This window comes from Streptomyces sp. NEAU-sy36 (assembly GCF_013423905.1).
GTDB classification, from domain to species: Bacteria; Actinomycetota; Actinomycetes; order Streptomycetales; family Streptomycetaceae; genus Streptomyces; species Streptomyces misionensis.
On record NZ_CP058977.1, the window covers coordinates 5,519,805 to 5,535,884 of the forward strand.

At 73.6% G+C, this 16,080-nt stretch carries 18 protein-coding genes and 1 tRNA gene; 5 read left to right on the forward strand and 14 right to left on the reverse strand.

Going from position 1 to position 16,080, the window contains the following annotated elements; genetic code table 11:
• The first annotated feature begins 16 nt into the window (after window positions 1-16).
• Both HZZ00_RS24060 and HZZ00_RS24065 read left to right on the forward strand, forming a co-directional pair.
• Window positions 17-751: a methyltransferase domain-containing protein gene (locus HZZ00_RS24060; RefSeq protein ID WP_180328410.1), complete on the forward strand. Its 735-nt coding sequence runs from the start codon at window positions 17-19 to the stop codon at window positions 749-751.
• Window positions 748-2,325: an FAD-dependent oxidoreductase gene (locus tag HZZ00_RS24065; RefSeq protein ID WP_180328411.1), complete on the forward strand. Its 1,578-nt coding sequence runs from the start codon at window positions 748-750 to the stop codon at window positions 2,323-2,325. Before HZZ00_RS24060 ends, HZZ00_RS24065 begins: the two co-directional genes overlap by 4 nt.
• A gap of 3 nt (window positions 2,326-2,328) precedes the next feature.
• Here HZZ00_RS24065 and HZZ00_RS24070 read toward each other — a convergent pair whose 3' ends face one another.
• Both HZZ00_RS24070 and HZZ00_RS24075 read right to left on the reverse strand, forming a co-directional pair.
• Window positions 2,329-2,826: an MSMEG_6728 family protein gene (locus tag HZZ00_RS24070; protein WP_180328412.1), complete on the reverse strand. Its 498-nt coding sequence runs from the start codon at window positions 2,824-2,826 to the stop codon at window positions 2,329-2,331.
• 66 nt (window positions 2,827-2,892) lie between these two features.
• Window positions 2,893-3,258, reverse strand: coding sequence for a helix-turn-helix domain-containing protein (locus tag HZZ00_RS24075; protein WP_180328413.1), 366 nt, complete (start codon window positions 3,256-3,258; stop codon window positions 2,893-2,895).
• A 129-nt stretch (window positions 3,259-3,387) separates the two neighbouring features.
• Here HZZ00_RS24075 and HZZ00_RS24080 point away from each other — a divergent pair, with 129 nt between their 5' ends.
• Window positions 3,388-3,801, forward strand: a complete 414-nt coding sequence (locus HZZ00_RS24080) for an STAS domain-containing protein (protein ID WP_180328414.1) — start codon at window positions 3,388-3,390, stop codon at window positions 3,799-3,801.
• Between the two features lie 4 nt (window positions 3,802-3,805).
• Here the strand turns inward: HZZ00_RS24080 and HZZ00_RS24085 are convergent, their stop codons facing one another.
• Window positions 3,806-4,978 carry a PP2C family protein-serine/threonine phosphatase gene (locus tag HZZ00_RS24085; RefSeq protein ID WP_257585209.1) on the reverse strand — a complete coding sequence of 391 codons (1,173 nt, stop codon included), beginning with the start codon at window positions 4,976-4,978 and terminating at the stop codon, window positions 3,806-3,808.
• A 152-nt stretch (window positions 4,979-5,130) separates the two neighbouring features.
• Here HZZ00_RS24085 and HZZ00_RS24090 point away from each other — a divergent pair, with 152 nt between their 5' ends.
• On the forward strand, window positions 5,131-5,619 hold the full coding sequence (locus HZZ00_RS24090; protein WP_257585210.1) for a MarR family transcriptional regulator: 489 nt from the start codon (window positions 5,131-5,133) through the stop codon (window positions 5,617-5,619).
• A gap of 268 nt (window positions 5,620-5,887) precedes the next feature.
• Here HZZ00_RS24090 and HZZ00_RS24095 read toward each other — a convergent pair whose 3' ends face one another.
• From HZZ00_RS24095 to HZZ00_RS24125, 7 genes are all read right to left on the reverse strand, one after another.
• Window positions 5,888-6,283: an STAS domain-containing protein gene (locus HZZ00_RS24095; protein WP_180328416.1), complete on the reverse strand. Its 396-nt coding sequence runs from the start codon at window positions 6,281-6,283 to the stop codon at window positions 5,888-5,890.
• Window positions 6,280-7,365 carry a B12-binding domain-containing protein gene (locus HZZ00_RS24100; RefSeq protein WP_180328417.1) on the reverse strand — a complete coding sequence of 362 codons (1,086 nt, stop codon included), beginning with the start codon at window positions 7,363-7,365 and terminating at the stop codon, window positions 6,280-6,282. Before HZZ00_RS24100 ends, HZZ00_RS24095 begins: the two co-directional genes overlap by 4 nt.
• Window positions 7,362-8,951 (reverse strand): PP2C family protein-serine/threonine phosphatase, encoded by a 1,590-nt coding sequence (locus tag HZZ00_RS24105; protein ID WP_257585211.1) that lies wholly within the window; start codon window positions 8,949-8,951, stop codon window positions 7,362-7,364. Before HZZ00_RS24105 ends, HZZ00_RS24100 begins: the two co-directional genes overlap by 4 nt.
• 299 nt (window positions 8,952-9,250) lie before the next feature.
• On the reverse strand, window positions 9,251-9,730 hold the full coding sequence (locus HZZ00_RS24110; RefSeq protein WP_257585212.1) for an ATP-binding protein: 480 nt from the start codon (window positions 9,728-9,730) through the stop codon (window positions 9,251-9,253).
• A gap of 115 nt (window positions 9,731-9,845) precedes the next feature.
• On the reverse strand, window positions 9,846-10,784 hold the full coding sequence (locus HZZ00_RS24115; protein WP_180333683.1) for an RNA polymerase sigma factor SigF: 939 nt from the start codon (window positions 10,782-10,784) through the stop codon (window positions 9,846-9,848).
• A 51-nt stretch (window positions 10,785-10,835) separates the two neighbouring features.
• A complete protein-coding gene (locus tag HZZ00_RS24120) occupies window positions 10,836-11,198 on the reverse strand; it encodes an STAS domain-containing protein (RefSeq protein WP_177329977.1) in 363 nt (120 codons plus the stop codon).
• Between the two features lie 98 nt (window positions 11,199-11,296).
• Entirely contained in the window at window positions 11,297-12,160 is an 864-nt protein-coding gene (locus tag HZZ00_RS24125; RefSeq protein WP_180328419.1) for a helix-turn-helix transcriptional regulator, read from the reverse strand.
• Between the two features lie 134 nt (window positions 12,161-12,294).
• On the opposite strand from HZZ00_RS24125, the gene HZZ00_RS24130 reads away from it, so the two are divergent.
• Window positions 12,295-13,056 (forward strand): SDR family oxidoreductase, encoded by a 762-nt coding sequence (locus HZZ00_RS24130; protein ID WP_180328420.1) that lies wholly within the window; start codon window positions 12,295-12,297, stop codon window positions 13,054-13,056.
• A 647-nt stretch (window positions 13,057-13,703) separates the two neighbouring features.
• Here HZZ00_RS24130 and HZZ00_RS24135 read toward each other — a convergent pair.
• The 4 genes from HZZ00_RS24135 to HZZ00_RS24150 all read right to left on the reverse strand — a co-directional run bounded on the left by HZZ00_RS24135 (window position 13,704) and on the right by HZZ00_RS24150 (window position 16,050).
• Complete coding sequence (locus tag HZZ00_RS24135; protein WP_180328421.1) at window positions 13,704-14,435, reverse strand: hypothetical protein; 732 nt, start codon at window positions 14,433-14,435, stop codon at window positions 13,704-13,706.
• 1 nt (window position 14,436) lies between these two features.
• Window positions 14,437-14,970, reverse strand: coding sequence for an RNA polymerase sigma factor (locus HZZ00_RS24140; RefSeq protein WP_180328422.1), 534 nt, complete (start codon window positions 14,968-14,970; stop codon window positions 14,437-14,439).
• Between the two features lie 370 nt (window positions 14,971-15,340).
• Window positions 15,341-15,414, reverse strand: a tRNA-Pro gene (locus tag HZZ00_RS24145).
• Between the two features lie 84 nt (window positions 15,415-15,498).
• Window positions 15,499-16,050, reverse strand: coding sequence for a hypothetical protein (locus HZZ00_RS24150; protein ID WP_180328423.1), 552 nt, complete (start codon window positions 16,048-16,050; stop codon window positions 15,499-15,501).
• Between the last annotated feature and the right edge of the window lie 30 nt (window positions 16,051-16,080).

Genomic DNA, 16,080 nt, shown 5'->3' on the forward strand with positions numbered 1-16,080 from the left:
CCCCCACGGAGACGCCATGCCCCTGCTGCGCGACGCCGACCTGGCCGCCGCGTTCGACCGCGCCGCCGACCACTACGACCTGCTGCTGGCAGCCAACCCCGCCCACCACACCCACCTGCGCCGCTCCGCCCGCCGCCTCGGCCTGCGAACTCCGGGGACGGGCCTGCGTGTTCTCGACCTCGGCTGCGGCACGGGGGGTTCCACCGCGGCGCTGGCCGCCGTGGTGCCGGGCGCGGACATCACGGCCGTCGACGCCTCGGCCGGCATGCTGCGGCGCGCCGCCCGCCGGTCCTGGCCGCGCCCGGTGCGCTTCGTGCACGCCCCGGTGGAACGCCTCGCCGAGGCCGGGGTGCACGGCCCGTTCGACGCGGTCTTCGCCGCCTACCTGCTGCGCAACACCGCCGATCCGGACGCCGTCCTCGCGCACGCCCACCGGCTGCTCGCGCCGCACGGCCGGCTGGCGGTGCACGAGTACGCGCTGAGCGGGCGCGCGGCGCACCGCGCGGTGTGGAGCGCGGTCTGCGGCGGGCTCGTCCTGCCGGTCGCCACACTGCTCGGCGACGGGCCGCTCTACCGCCACCTGTGGCGCAGCGTCGCCACGTTCGACACGGCCGGGCAACTGGGCCGGCGGGTGCGGCGGGCCGGGTTCGAGCGGGTGCGGGTGCTGCCGCTGCCGGGCTGGCAGACCGGCATCACCCACACCGTCGTCGGCCGCCGCCCGTGCGCCGCTGCCGAGGGGGCGGGGCGATGAGCGTTCGCGGCCGCGGGTCCGCACCCGCCCGCGCGCCGCGGCCCGGCCGGGACCGGCTGGCCCGGTCGCTGCCCGCGCCGTCCGGCGCCGCGCGCGCCGAGGGGTCCGGCGTTCCGGGCGTGGCGGTCGTCGGTGGCGGCATCGCCGGCCTGACCGCGGCGACCGCGCTGGCCGAGCGGGGCGTGCGCGTCACCGTGTACGAGCGGGAGGACCAGCTGGGCGGACGGCTCGCGGGGTGGCCCACCCGGCTGGCCGACGGCACGGCGGTGACGATGAGCCGCGGCTTCCACGCCTTCTTCCGGCAGTACTACAACCTGCGGGCGCTGCTGCGCCGCACGGATCCGTCGCTGGACCGGCTGACCGGCCTGCCCGACTACCCCCTGCGGCACGGCAGCGGCCGGCAGGACGGCTTCCGCCACGTGCCGCGCACCCCGCCGCTGAGCGCGCTCGGATTCGCGGCCCTGAGCAACTCCTTCGGCGTGCGCGAGCTGGCCCGGATGCGTCCGCGCGCCGCGCTGCCGCTGTTCGATGTGCGGGTGCCGGAGGTGTACGAGCGGTTCGACCACGTCAGCGCGTACGACTTCCTGGAGGCCATCCGCTTCCCGCCGGCGGCGCGGCACCTGGCCTTCGAGGTGTTCTCTCGGAGCTTCTTCGCCGACCCCCGGCAGCTGTCGGCGGCGGAGATGGCGCTGATGTTCCACATCTACTTCCTCGGCTCGGCCGAGGGCCTGTTGTTCGACGTGCCCCGGGAGCCGTTCCCGCAGGCGCTGTGGGACCCGCTGGCCGCACGGCTGCGGGGGCTCGGCGCACTGCTGCGCACCGGTACCGCCGTGGAGGCCGTCTCCCCGCGGCCGGCCGGTGGCTTCGCGGTCACCGCCGCGGACGGTGACGAGCCGTACGACGCCGTGGTGCTCGCCCTCGATCCGGGGGGTCTGCGTTCCCTGGTGGCCCGCTGCGGCGGGCTCGGCGACGCCGAGTGGCGCGTGCGCGTGGCACGGCTGCGCACCGCACCGCCGTTCCTGGTCTCCCGTCTGTGGCTGGACCGGCCCGTGCGCCCGGACCGGCCCGGCTTCCTCGGCACCAGCGGCTTCGGCCCCCTGGACAACGTCAGTGTGGTCAGCGGCTGGGAGGGGGAGGCCGCCCGCTGGGCCGCCCGGACCGGCGGCTCGGTCGTCGAGCTGCACGCCTACGCCCTGGCCGAGGACGCCGACCCGGCGACCGTGCGCAAGGAGCTGCTGGACCAGCTGAACCGGCTGTATCCGGAGACGCGCCGGGCCGGGGTGGTCGACGCCCGCCACGAGTGGCGGGCCGACTGCCCGCTCTTCCCCGTGGGGGGCCACGCCGACCGGCCCACCGTGGAGACACCCACGCCCGGTCTCGTCGTCGCGGGCGACACGGTCCGCACCGGCCTGCCGGTGGCGCTCATGGAACGGGCGGCCACCAGCGGTTTCCTCGCCGCCAACACCCTGCTGCGCCGCTGGGGGCTGCGCGGCCACGCCCTGTGGACGGTCCCGGACCGGGGCCGCACGGCGGCACTGCGGTGGGCCGCGACGTGCGCCGGGGGCGGCGGGTGAGGCTCAGGGGCTCCGCCGGGCCCGGCCGTCGTCGCGGCCCTCCCGGTCGGAGGCCGGCCACACATACGGCAGGTCGTCGGGCACGCCGGGGAACTCGCAGGCGTACGCGTCCCGGTCCTTGCGTACGAGCGCGGACTGGTGGCTGCGGTGGAAGGCCTCGTCGCCCAGCCACGGCGGCAGCTCCCCGGCGGCGGCGAGCGCGTCCTGGCCACGGACGCGGGCACCCGGGCGGGCGGCCTCGTACCCGGCGACCAGGGAGGCCGCACAGCTGTCCTGGTGCCCGCGCTCCCGCCAGACCCGGCAGACCTCCAGGCCGTAGCGGACCAGGGCCTCCTCGTAGCCGCTCCACATGCGCACCGCCGGGTGCCTGCGCCAGCCGTAGCCGGGCACGGTCAGGCCGCGCAGGACCTGCAACGCCTCGACCCGTTGTTTGCCCAGCCGGCGCCGGTCGAGGAGCTGCGCCGAGCGCCGGAAGTCGGAGTCTGGCAGGAACGTCTGCATGGGCACCGCCTTCGGGGATGTGGTGGCGCGGGCCCGCCGCCCGTCCGCCGGCGCGGGCGGCCGGCCCTACGACCGTGCGGCGCCCGCGTGCCGGGGAGCGGCCTGTGCGGGCGGCTCGGAGCGGTGCGCCTCGTCCTGGACGAGCAGCGACAGCAGCGAGGCGACCGTGAGGCCGAGACCGGCCTCGGCCGGGTGGCGCAGGACCTTGCCGGGGTCGATGCGGTAGGTGTTCCCCCGCCCTTCACGGGTGTGGGAGAGGTAACCGTCCTCCTCCAGATCGACGATGATCTTCTGCACGGCTCGTTCCGTGAGCCGGCAGTGCGCGGCGATGTCGCGGATGCGGGCGTTCTGGTTGTCCGCGATGGCCGCGAGGACGCGGGCGTGATTGGTCAGAAACGTCCATCCGGTGTGGGGTTCGGGCACTCCATCCATGCCCCGAGTTTACCGAGGCGGTGTTCATGCACACAAAAACACGTACTACATTTCATGCATCGCTTGACGTATTTTGGTGTCGCGGGGAACGCTGGAGCCGACCCGGGCGCTTAGATGAGGGAGTGAGCCATGCAAGACCCCGTCCGCCACGTCTCCCTCCCGCTCTCCACGGGCCGCCGCCCGGAGGGCCGAGGGGACCGGCGCGACTCGCTGCCCTGCGGCCCGGCGATCGCCTCGTACACGGCGGAGGGCCCGTGGACCCGGGTTGAGATAGCGGGCGAGCTGGACCTCGACTCCGGCACCCGGCTCCGCGACGGCCTGCTCGCGGCGCTCGCCACGGCCGAGCGCGGCCTCGAACTGGACCTGGACCGGCTCGGCTTCTGCGACTGCGCGGGCCTGGCCGTCCTGATGGACCTGCGCCGGCGGGCCGGCCTCCAGGACAAGGCGGTGGTCGTCCGCGCCGCCGGTCCCGCGGTGGGCCGGCTGCTGTCCCTCATCGGCGCCCAGCGGCTCTTCGCGCCCGCGCCGCAGGTGCGGAGCTGAGCGATCAGTGCGTGTCCGGCCGGCCCCGCCAGTCCAGGCAGACCACGAGCGCGTCGTCCTCCGGCTCGGCCCCGTCCCGGTGACCGGTCAGCTCGCGCAGGACGGTGCGCGGCACGTCCGCCGCGGGCAGCAGCCGGGTGGACTGGATCGCCCGGATCAGGGCGGCGTCCCCGTAGGGCTCCCCCAGGGGCGAGGCCACCGCGTGCACCCCGTCGCTGACGAAGACCAGCCGGTCCCCGGGCTCGACCGCGAACTCCTGGGCCACGTAGTCGGTCTCCTCGAACATGCCGAGGGGCAGCTGGGCGTCGAACGTGATCCGCTCCACCACGCCGCGCCGCAGCCGCAGCAGATGGGGGGAGCCGGCGTCCACCACGCTCACCCGCCCGGTGGCCACGTCGAAGTCGAACATCAGGACCGACAGATGGCAGCGTCCGCGGTAGTGGCCGTAGACGGCCTGGTCCGCCAGGGCGGCCTGGTCGGCGATGGAGACACCGGCCCGCCGCGCGTTGCGCAGGGCGTTGATGGCCAGCGTGGTCAGCAGGGACGCCTCCATCCCCTCGCCCATGCCGTTGGTGACGTACAGCATCAGCCGGTCGGCGGTGGCCGACCAGTCGTAGTTGTCGCCGAAGATGGCGTAGGCGGGCTCCAGTTGGGCGGCCAGGTCGTACTCGGGCAGCGAGAACGAACGACCGGGCAGCAGCTGCCACTGCATCTCGGCGGCGAGGGTCAGCCGGTCCTTGCGCCGCGCCTGCACGAACACGTCCGTGTCGCGCTCGGCCACCAGCACCTCACGTCCCAGCACCTCGGCGACCTCGCACAGCTCCGCCTCGTCGTGGCGGGCGTGGTCGGGGCCGGGCAGCGTGACGGACAGCACGCCGATCCGGTCGCCGCGCACGGTGACCGGCAGATGAAGCCGCACCCGGCCGTCCCGGCAGTGCTCGGCGTGGCACCGCTGCGAGCCGAAGGCACGGCCCGCCGGCGTATTGAACACCGACACCGGCCACGACGGCCGCGGCGGCACGGACACCGGCTGGAGCACGCTCAGGCCGTAGTCGGCCATCAAGAACTCGACGGCCTCCGCCGCGTACTGCTCCTTCAGTACGCGGCGGAGAGCTTCCAGCAACTGGTGGGGGGCCGCCGTCCGCAGGGCGCGTTCGGCGGCGATGAATCTCTTCACGATGAGGAATGAACCAATCTGTGTCGCCGGAGGACGTGTGGACCTGGCGGGCGCGGGGTGCCACACCGCGTGGACCGCGCCGTTCGCCCGTGCCATCCGCCACCGGCACCCATAGCTAGTACGCTGGCGGGCACCCCAGTGCCTGCGAGAGTGTGACCGTGACTGCCTTCCACCGCCGCCCGGAGCCCGCCGAGATCGCACGCGTGACCTCCACGGCCGCGGAGTTGCTGGAAGTCCTGTGGGGCCGGGCCTCCACCGCGCCCGCCTCGGCGTCCCAGCTGCGCCTGCTGCACATCCTGGAGCACAACGACGGCGTCAACATGCGCACGCTCGCCGAGTCGCTCGCCTCGACCCCGCCCGCGACCAGCAGGCTGTTCGACCGGCTCCAGGCGGTCGGCTTCGTGGAACGCCGGCACAGCCCGGAGGACCGGCGCGAGGTGCGCCTCGGCCTCAGTGGCCGGGGCCGCGCCTTCCTCGCCGACCTGCGCGGACGCCGGGAGGCGGAGCTGCGGGCGGTACTCGAACTGATGCCCGCGGCGAAGCGGACCGCCCTCGCCGAAGGGCTTGAGGCGTTCTGCGCGACGGCGGCGGCGCAGATACACGACGAGCAGGCGCACGGATCGGGCAGCAAGTCCGCCTGAACCGCACCGCGGCGCGTCATCGCCCGCCGTGCACGGCGGCTCGCGCACGGAGCGGCCTGCGCGGACCGGAGCATCCCAGTTCCCTCCCCGTGCACATGCGACACGGCTACTTTGTTGCCATCCGGAGATAGTTGTCAAACGGCAACTGCATGTATGTGACCGTCATATGCGGGCATCTCACGACCTCCTCACAACTGCGCTTACCCCGGAAAGCGCGCTGTCCGCGCCGGGTGTGGCGCACCTCTCGGCGGAGGCCCGGAGCGTCCCTTCAGGGAACCCCGGCCCGGGTGTGGTCGCCGTCCCCCTCGGAGCCGGGCAGGCCCTCGGCGCTCACGGGACCGGTGAGGTGGTCGAGGATGTCGGTGAGGCGCAGCCGGTGGTCGAGGAAGCCCGGCCGGTTGTCCAGGCGCAAGGCGGCGCCGAGCGCGGTGGTGGTCCGGTGGATCATCAGCAGGGCGGAGAGGCCGGAGGAGTCGATCCAGGTCAGGCCGCCGAAGTCCAGCCGTACCTCGCCGGTGTGCCCGCGGCCGCGCAGGTGCCGGACGACGGTCTCCACCAGTTCGTCGCTCGTGTCGTAGTCCAGCTCGCCCGCGATGCGCACGGTGCAGCCCGCGGGATCCTCCGTGATCTCCACGCTGAACTCGGCGGGGAAGTAACCGGTCATGCGTGGGTGGCGGGGCCGGCGGCGAGGTCACCGGGGCGGGCGTCGAGGGCGCGGTATCCCTCCGCCAGGAGGCGCAGCGCCCGGGGGAAGTCGTGCAGTTGGGCGGCGAGCAGGTCCAGCCCCGCCCGCAGGGAACGCGCCGGGACGCCGCGTGCCTCGAGTATGCCCGCGGTCCAGGCGAGGAACGTGGCGAACACCTCGGCGTCGTCGACATAGAGGGCGCAGGCCAGGAAGTCGACGATGTGGGCGACGTCCTCGGCCGTCCGTTCCCGCTGCACCTCGGTGTAGGAGCGCACCGCGTGGAACCGGTCCTCCAGGTCGGCGAGGGTCTGCTTCACCAGCCGTCCGCGGGAGTGGACGACCAGCGTGTACTCCTGGTCGGCCAGGTGCGGCAGGTCGTCGACCACCTGCCGGGCCGCCGCCGGGGCCGGCCGCGGCAGGCCGCGCGCCAGCACGTCCGCCGCGCCGCGGGCGTCCGGCGCCCAGGCGTCGGCCCCCAGCGACCGGGCGTGCCGGCCGTCCCGGCCGAAGGCGCGGCCGCCGGCCAGCACCGGGACGCCGACGGCCTGGCAGGCGGTGATCGCCGTGTGGGCGGCCGGCAGCCGGGTCGGCAGCGAGCCGGACAGCAGCACGGCCCGCGGGTCGGTGTGGTGCAGATGGGCGATGAGGTGCGGGGTGGGTGTCTGGGCGCCCAGGTAGTCCACCTGCCAGCCGCGCAGCCGCAGCACCTCGGTCACCAGCCGGGCCGGAAAGGCGTGCCACTCGCCGTCCACGCAGCCGACGGTCACCCGGCCGCGGGGCGCCGGGCCGGCGCCGCCCGCCGTCATGTGCGCCACGGCGGCGACCACCCGTTCGTTGACGGCCGTGGCCGCGTGCTCCACCGCGACGCTGATCCGGTCGGCGGCCCACTCCTCGCCGACCTTCCGCTGCACCGGGGCGATCACGTCCAGCAGCGCCGTCTCCGCGTCCATCCCGGCGGCCAGCGCCTCCTCGACCGCGGCCACGCCCGCGTACTCGTCACCGGCCACGACGGCTTCCCACAGCCGTTCGCGATGCGGGGCGGCCTGGGCGACCCGACTCACCTGCTCCTCCTGATCTGCGACGTCCGGCCCTCGCCGTCCACCACCACCGACAGCGGACCGTTCCTGGGCGCGCTGATGGCGAGGACGGCCATGTCGTCGTGGCGGCCCCCGCCGAGCCACTGCGCGGCGAGCATCTGCACCCGCTCCACGACCGCTTCGGCCGGCATGCCCGCGCACTCGGACAGCGCGCGCCTGAGCCGGGCCTCCCCGAAGAACTCGTCACCGAGCGGGCCGCCGCGCGCCTCGGTGATCCCGTCGGTGTACAGCAGGCAGGTCTCCCCCGGTGCCAGCGTCGTCTCGACCGTGTGCGCGCTCACGGCCGGCAGCGCGCCGACCAGCGTGCCGCGGGTGGGGACCTGTTCCACCTCGCCGTTCTCGCGGACGATCAGCGGCGGCAGGTGCCCGGCGCTGGTCAGCCGGACCCGCACGCGCCCGTCCCGGCGGCACACCGAGGCGAGCACCAGCGTGGCGAACCGGGCGTGGTGCGAGGTCAGCAGGGCGCCGTTGAGCAGGGTCAGGACCTGCTGGTGGTCGGCGGCGAGCGGCAGCAGCGCGTGCAGGGTGTTGCGGATCTTGCCGGTCAGCACGGCCGCGTCCAGGCCCTTGCCCGCGACGTCGCCGAGGACGACGACGGTCTCCTGCTCGGGGTCCGCGCCGGGGTGGAAGTCGTAGAAGTCGCCGCCGACCCGTTCGTGGTCCTTGGCCGGGCGGTATCCGGCCGCGTACTCCACCCCGTGCACCCGCTCCAGGGTGGGCGGGAGAAGTTCGCGCATCAAGGTGGCGGTGATGGCGGCCTGTTCGGTGTAGAGCCGGGCCGCGGACAGGGCGGCCCCGGCCCGCGCGGCGAACAGCCGGGCGAAGGCCTCCTCCCCGTCGGAGAAGGACCTCTCGGTGCCGGCGCGCAGCAGGACCAGCGCCCCGGCGGGCACCCCGTGGCCGGGCAGCGGGGCGATGATGACGGAGCCGGGCGGTTCGGTGAACCCCTCGGGGAGCAGCCAGTCCGGGATGTCGCGGGGATCGATCCAGCGCGCAGGCACGGGCGGGAAGCCCTGGAGGGCCTCGCTGAGGCCGTGCACGCTGAACGGATCGATCTTCCGGGTGACCTGGCTCACCGGCCCGCCGCGGCGCGCGTACGTCAGGGTGTGGCGCCGGCCGTGCGGCGGCGCCACGAGCACGGCCGCCTCGGCCAGGTGCTCGGCGGCCATGGCGGCGACCTCCTCCATGCAGCGGGGCACGTGCAGCGTGGACAGGAGCCGGCTGGACGCCTCCGCGAGGACGTCGGCCCGCTCATGGGCGCTGTGCAGGGCCTGTTCGGCCCGGCGGCGGCCGGTTTCGTCGACCAGCCACCACACCACGCCCCCGTCCGTGGACGGCGAGGGATGGGCCTCGAAGACGCGTTCGTCGATGGCGCCGGTCAGCGGGCCCGGCGTGGCGCCCGGGGTGCCTTCGACCAAGTGCCGATGGGCGTCGGACAGCCAGGCCGGTGCGATGCCGTCCAGCCGGTCGCCGTCGGCGGCCTGTGGCAGGAGGGAGCGGGCGGCCCGGTTGAGCCGCACGAGGGCCCCGTGCCGGTCGACGACCAGCACCGGGCAGGGGGCCTCGCCCCACGCCGCACCGACACGGGCGGCGACGTCGCGCGGGCTTGCAGGGGAGCCGCGAAATGCGCACACAAGCAGGGGCACGCCCGAAGCGCGCCCCACCACCTTCCTGCCCTGGGAAATAGATGCCTTCCGGCAACAGTTGCGCATCCTGCTGCCGGACGCAACCCGCTTCGCCCGGCCGGGGGCAATTCGCGCCGGGGGCAAACCGTCTGTGGGCCCGTCAGATACCGGGGAAAGGGGTACGGCCGAATTCCGGCTTCGGCGGGAGCCGTGGACCGGGTGTGTCACTGGGCGCCGGGGGCGCTCGTAGCCGGGCGCGCGCCGGGGCTCCGGCCGGCCGCGTACCCGGCGGTGCCGGTGTCCGCGAGGGCGACGCGGGCGGTGACCCTCTTGCCCGTGCCCTCGCGACGCGCCTCGAAGGTCTCGGTGACGGCCAGGACGATCTCCAGGCCGTGCTGCCCCACCCGGCTCGGTTCGGCGGCCCGGGCCACCGGCAGCACGGGGTCGGAGTCCCGCACCGAGATCTCGATCAGGCCGCCGGTGATCCGCAGGTCCAGGCCGAACGGGCCGGGAGCGTACTTGCAGGCGTTGGTGACCACTTCGCTGACCACGAGCTGGGTGAGATCCAGAGCCCGGTCGGAGACCTCGATGCCGCGTTCCGCCCGCACGCGGTCCAGGAACCGGGCCGCGTGGTGCCGCGCCGCGGCGATGCAGCCGACGTCTCCGTCGAACTCCACGGCCGCGGCGGGCGGTTCCACGGGCATGCTTCGCCCGGCGCCGGCAGGGCCCCAGGACGCCATGGAAGTCGTTCGCACTGCGTTCACTCGCCCGCCAATACCCCGCATCCCGGACTCCATCCCCCGATTTTTGTGACGTCTGTCACGTGGTGGCCAGCAGACCCTCCTTGAGCCGCTTGAGCGTGCGCGACAGCAGCCGGGAGACGTGCATCTGGGAGACCCCGAGCCGCTCGCCGATCTGGGCCTGGGTCAGCTCCTCAACGAACCGCAGGTGCAGCAGCAGCCGGTCGCGCTCCTCCAGTTCGGCGATCATCGGGGCGAGGGCGTGGAAGTCCTCGACCAGTTCGAGCGCCGCGTCCTCGGTGCCGATGAAGTCCTGCAACGCGGACTCGCCGTCCTCGCTGCCGCCGATGGCCGCGTCCAGGGAGGCGGAGTTGTAGCCGTTGGAGGCCAGCCGGGCCTCGACCACCTCGTCCTCGGACAGGCACATCAGCTCGGCCAGTTCCTTGACGGTGGGCGTACGGCCCAGCCGGCTGCGCAGTTCCTCGGTGGCGCGGGCCAGTTGGACCCGGGCCTCCTGCAGCCGCCGCGGCACGTGCACCGCCCAGGACGTGTCACGGAAGAACCGCTTGATCTCGCCCACGATGTACGGCACGGCGAAGGAGGTGAACTCCACCTCCCGGGAGATCTCGAACCGGTCGATCGCCTTGATCAGCCCGATCATGCCGACCTGGACGATGTCCTCCATCTCCTCCGGCCCGCGGCTGCGGAACCGGCCGGCCGCGTAGCGGACCAGGGACATGTTCATCTCGATCAGCGTGTTGCGCGCGTACTGGTACTCCGGAGTGCCCTCCTCCAGCCGTGCCAGCTGATCGAAGAAGACCTTCGACAGCTCGCGCGCGTCCTTGGGGGCCACAGCCGCGGGATCCGTGACTCCGGTCAACTCCACCGTCCCGTCTGCCGCGCAGACGTCCGTCCTCACCGCGCCGATCGCAGTCAACCCGCTCCCCTTTCGTACCCGAGCCGCCCTTGAGGCGACTGTCCTTGCTCGCGCCCGGTTACCCCGGTCCGCGCCGCACATGCACGCCGTGACGACGATCACGTCGGCCGCCGCGGCACGGCGGGGCGCCCGTCACCACCCGCCGGTGGTACGCACCGCCTCGGCGCGGGAGTTCGTGAGCGTGAAGTGCTCCAGGGTGCCGCTGATGGTGAGCAGCCTGGTGACGCTCTCCTGCAAGGGGCCGAGCAGAACGAAGACGCGGCCGTTCGCCTGGTGGCGCCGCCGCGCGTCCAGCAGCGAACGGAGCAGCTGGCTGTCGCCGAAGGTCAGCCCCGTCAGGTCCACCACCGTGGCCGGCATGTCGTACTCGTCCGCCTCGTCCCAGGCCGCGCCGAGCAGGTCGCTCTCGTCGTAGTCGATCTCACCGCGCACCACGACCTCGAAGACCCGACTATGCCGTCGGACCTGCACGAACGTCTCTGACTCCCAGCGCATCCCGACATCCTGCCATCCCCCGACACGCCGAGGCGACCCCGCCCCTCGGCCGGGCCCTCGACGCGTTCGTGCCGGGCGGTGCCCACCTCTCGCGCCCGTCACCCGCGCGTGACGTCCGCCGTTCCGTCCCGCGCGGGTCCGGTGGCCCCGCTGTGCGACAGCGCGGCGAGCAGCCGCAGTTTCTCGTCGCTGTCGCTGTCCTTGTCGGGGTAGTAGACGACGAGGATGACGTCGTCCACCGGGAGTTTGTCGCGGTGCAGGCGCAGTTCGCCGACGACGGGGTGGTTGACCGTGGTCGTGCCCCCGTCGAGGCCGCGGACGTCGTGGCGGGCCCACAGGGTGCGGAACCGCTGGCTGGACAGCGCGAGTTCGCCGACCAGCTCGACGAACCGGGGGTTGTCGGTGTCGTCTCCGATGGTGGTGCGCAGGGCCGCGACGAAGTCGGCGGTGGCCCTCGCCCAGTCCTGGTGGAAGGCCCGCTCCTCGGGGTCGAGCAGCAGGGAGCGCAGCCGGTTCTCGCCGGGCCGCAGGCGCGGGGAGAGGGCGACGGCCATCGGGTTCGACGCCAGGACGTCGAACGCCCGGCCCTCGACGAACGCGGGGATCTGGAGGTGGGCGAGCAGCTGGTGCACCCGCGCCGGCACGTGCTCGGGACGCTTGCGGCGCGGCGCCCGGGGGCGCGCCGCCGCGAGGCCGAGCAGATACGTCCGCTCGACGTCGTCGAGCCGCAGGACGCGCGCGAGGGCTTCGAGGACCTGGACCGAGGGGTTCTTGTCCCGGCCGCGCTCCAGGCGCAGGTAGTAGTCGGGGCTGATCCCGGCGAGCAGCGCGACCTCCTCCCGGCGCAGGCCGGGCACCCGGCGGTTGCCGCCGGGCGGCAGCCCCGCCCGCTCCGGGGTCACCAGCTCGCGCCGGGCCCGCAGGTAGGCGCCGAGCCGGTTGTCGGATTCCTCGTCCTTCATACCGACACCGTAATGCGGCGCGCGGGCGCGAGAGGGGGCCCTGGCAGGACCAGGGAAGACGAGGGCACTGCCATGCCCGGCGGGCGCGGCCGAGACTGCGGGGGAACTGTTCACCCATGTGAAGGGAAGACCTCGTGGATATCTCCAACCGCACCGTTCTGGTCGTCGGCGGAACCTCGGGCATCGGCCGGGAGCTGGCCCGGCGGTTCGCCGCGGCGGGCAGCGCCGTGGCCGTCGGCGGCCGTAGCCAGGAGGCCCTCGCCACGCTCGCCGAGGAGGGTTTCGGCACGTTCCCCGTCGACGTCACCGACGATTCCTCCGTCACGGCCCTGCGCGACGCCGTGCTCGACCGGTACCCGGAGCTGGACACGGTGGTCACCATGTCGGGCGTCATGCTCCTGGAGGACCTGCGCGACCCCGCGCACTTCGAGGCGGCGCGGGCGACGATCGACACCAATCTGCTGGGCACTATCCGGGTCGTCGACGCCTTCACCCCGCATCTGGTCGGGCGCGGCGCCGGCACCTTCGTCACCGTCACCTCCGGCATCGCCTTCCTGCCGTTCCCGCCCATGCCCAGCTACGCCGCCTCGAAGGCCGCGGTGCACGCCTACTCGGAGGCGCTGCGCGCGCAGCTCGACGGCACCGGCGTCGGTGTCGTCGAGCTGGTCCCGCCGGCCGTCGCCACGGCGGGCCAGGAGAAGGTGAACCCGCACGCGCTGCCGCTCGACGGCTTCGCCACCGAGGTCATGGAACTCCTCTCGGCGGAGCCCACGCCCCGCGAGATCCTCGTGAAGGGCGTGCTGGGCCACCGCTGGGCCGAGCGCGACGGCACCTACGACGACCTCGTGACCCAGCGTTCCCGGGCCCTGGCCATGCTCCCCGGCCGCGAGGGCTGACGCCTATCCCCAGCCGGGGCCGGACGGGCGGTGGGGGCCGAACCGTGACTCTCTCGAGTCGGGCGCATCCGTCCTTGCAGTTCGCGAGACCTGCGTGAGACGGCCGTAGGACGACAGAACCCCAGCTCGGTGAGTTCACCGGGCCGGGGCTTCGCCGCGTCCTGGGGCGGTCGGTTCTGCTCGTCCTCTTCCGACCCTCTGGCGACGGCAGGCGGGTTCGGTTCAGCAGGGGCCGTGCTGAACCGCAGCCGCCCATGTCGCTCGTCCGTGCCCCAGTCGGCGGCCAGCGTCGCCACAAGACGCAGGCCGCGCCCGCCCTCTTCGTCGTCCGCTTCGCGCTCCACCGGCCGCGCCCGGGAGAGGTCTGCGACGTGGGCCGCCCACGAGTCGAACGAGCACCGCGGTATCTCCGTCCGGCGCCTCACCTCGGTGGGCTCAGCGCCCAGAGGACAGCACCGGAGCGCTGACGACTTCCGTCCAGCCCGGCCGCCGGACCGACGGCGGGTGCCGAGCGGCGGGCCAGGCCGCCGCTCAGCCGGATCAAGCGCGGCCCAGTCTCCGACCGCGATTGGGACATGCCTCGGCTGAAGACGCGGTCGGGGCGCGCCGAGCGTGGTCGGGCTTGCGGTCGGTCCCAGGGACGGTCATCAGTCGTGAGAGGAGTTCGGGTCGCAGGTGAGCGTGCGGGACTCCCTGAGCGCTGCGAGGATCCAGGCGCGGTCGTGGGCGATCTGCTTTTCGCCTGTGCTCCAGAGGTCGGGGCTGTTTGCCTGTCTGGGAATGGAGATGAGGACATGGTCGCCGGGCCGAAGGCGGGGCGAGACGTCGTGGTCCATCGGAAAGGTGATCCGGTCGGGGCCCCTTGGGGGCTTGTAGTGGCGGTTGACGGCAAGTTCGATCCGGTCCTGTCTGGTGCCGGGCTCGGGAGCGACCTGGGTCACCGTGCCCTCGACGATCAGCCGGGCGCAGGCCACGTACAAGCCGGTGCTGACCTTGGCGTCGGTGGCGCCTCCGACCGAACGCGTCTCGGTCTGTGCCAAGGGGAGGAGCCACGCCAGCAGGAACGCCGCGCAGACGACAAGGGCCGCCACAAGGCCCCCCACCACAATGGCTCGGCCCCCTCGCCAAGGCGGCCTCGGCTGCTGCGGGTGTCCGGCCGCACTCCCGCCGGGGGACTGCGCTGGCTCCTGGGCGGCAAGCACGTTGGCGATGACCGTGAGCTCTTGGCGGAGCGTGGCGAGGTCGGCGCGGGCCGCGCGGTACTCGGACATGCGGTCCGCGTCAGGGTATGCCAGGCGGGGCATCGGTTCGTCCAGAATTGCGGCCATCAGCGGGTCCGCCTCTCCGTGGCCGTCGGCCCCCATGTTTTCGGCGGTCACGTCATACCACCTCTTCCGCGTGGAGCCGTCCTCGCAGGGCGCGGACGGCGGTGTGCAGCCGGCTCTTGACTGTGCCTTCGGGGATGCCGAGTTGTCGGGCGATCGTCCGGACGGGCAGGTCGGCGTAGAAGCGCAGGATCAGAACCTGGCGCTGGGCCTCGGGCAGTTCCTCCAGTCCCTGGGCGACGGCGAGGGAGAGCAGCCGGGTGTCCTCGCCAGAGGGGTTTTCTCCCTGCCGCAGCGAGGCCAGCCGCTCGCCGAGGCGTTCTTGGCGGTGCTTGGCGCGGTGCCAGTCCATCGCGAGGTTGGAAGCGACCACCGCGACCCATGCGGAGATGTTGCGAGGCGCCTCCTGGCCACTCGCTGCCCGCTCCAGCAGCCGCAGGCGAACCTGCTGCACTCCGTCCGGCAGATCCGCCTGCGGCACGCCACCGAGTGCGAGTATCGCCCGCACTCGGTGCTCCTGGGCCGCGTCCAGCGGATCGTCAGCGCCGTGGTCCGTCTTCTGGCTCCGGCTCGTCCTTCTGCGTAACAACACGCCCTCCCCTCCCACCTCTCCCCGCACGAATCCTCGCCTCTACGACGCCGCAGCCGTGCGGAACGTTCGACGCATCCGGCCGGAGCAGGTGGCGGTGGTGGCATCCACGGGCGTGCAGGTGGCCGGGGCGTCGCCCCTACCGAAGCCGTCCTTCGCAGCTGAAGGCGTACCGCGCCGTGTAGGCGGTGGAGAAGCCGGCTGCCTGGGAGGCGCATCCGAGGACCGCGCTTATGCGCTCGGGGAGAATCCGGGGAGGCCGTGGAAGACGGATGAGCTCCGACGCGAGGCGCCGGCAAATCGTGAGGCGGCGCCTACGGAAACGATCGAGAGGGGCCCCGAAGGACCCCTCTGATCTGCGACATTATCGTCGGGACGACAGGATTTGAACCTGCGACCCCTTGACCCCCAGTCAAGTGCGCTACCAAGCTGCGCCACGTCCCGTCGTGCTCCGCGCGGGCTGTTCCGCGTGATCACGCAGGTCAACCCTACCGTATGCGCGCGGCTGCCCGGACATCGGCGGCCGGATCACTTGATGAGGGCGTTGGCGACCACGACGACGAGGCCGAGGAGGGCGTCGCCGAGGCCCATCAGGACGGCGGACGGCCAGACGCGGGCGGCCTGGCGGGCGGTGATCAGGCCGAGGCCGAAGAGGATCAGGATGTTGAGGACGAACGCGGGGTACTCCACGCCCTTCGCCGGCCACCACCCCCAGCCCGAGCCGGCGAGCAGGAAGACGGTCGGCACTACCGCCGTGACCAGCGGCCACTCCCCGCGCACGGCGCGCAGGCCGTCCCCGCGGCGGTGCGGGGCGCGCTCGGCGATGTAGTGGGCGTAGCCGTGGGCCATGGCGGAGGCGAGCGCGGTCACCAGCAGCCAGAGGGCGTCGTAGCGGCGGCTGGCGGGCGTGGTGCCGCCGTAGCGGCTGAGGGCGGCGACCATCGAGCTGGCGAGGACGGCACCGTAGACCCCGCCGAAGAGGACGGCCTCGCGGGTGCTGTGCCCGCCGGGCGGCCGCCCGCTCGCCGCGTGCTCATGGGGTCCGTCCGGCTCGCGGGCCGCCGCGGTCGAGTCCGCCATGTCTTCCACGGTCGCCCCCGCCGCACGGCA